The organism is Aerococcus sp. L_32, from assembly GCF_050689315.1.
Window position 1 is genome coordinate 1 of the sequence record NZ_JBOEQF010001234.1, and the last position, 539, is coordinate 539.

Annotated in this window: 1 protein-coding gene; it reads left to right on the forward strand. The window is 41.2% G+C overall.

The annotated features are described in order from the left end of the window. On the forward strand, positions 1-539 hold a 539-nt coding region (locus tag ACRCJ0_RS19090), incomplete at both ends, for a class I tRNA ligase family protein (protein ID WP_431391781.1).

Genomic DNA, 539 nt, shown 5'->3' on the forward strand with positions numbered 1-539 from the left:
TGGGTCCTACATGATGGCCCACCATATGCAAATGGGAACATTCATATTGGACATGCCATGAATAAAATCTCTAAAGATATTATCATCCGTTCAAAATCTATGTCTGGCTTCCGGTCACCTTACGTACCAGGCTGGGATACGCACGGTTTACCAATCGAGCAAGCCTTAACCAATTCAGGTGTTGACCGTAAGTCAATGACAGTTGCTGAATTCCGTAAACTATGTGAAGAGTACGCTTGGAAACAAATTAACGGCCAACGTGATGACTTCAAACGTTTAGGTGTTGCTGGTGACTGGGAGAACCCATACTTAACACTAGCACCAGAATTTGAAGCGCAACAAATCCGTTTATTCGGTGATATGTATGAAAAAGGCTTGATCTATAAAGGTGCTAAGCCAGTTTATTGGTCACCATCTTCAGAATCTACTTTAGCTGAAGCTGAAATTGAATACCAAGACGTTGAATCACCTTCAATCTACGTAGCCTTTAAAGCACGCGATACAAAAGGCAAATTACCAGAGAATGCAGAATTCATTAT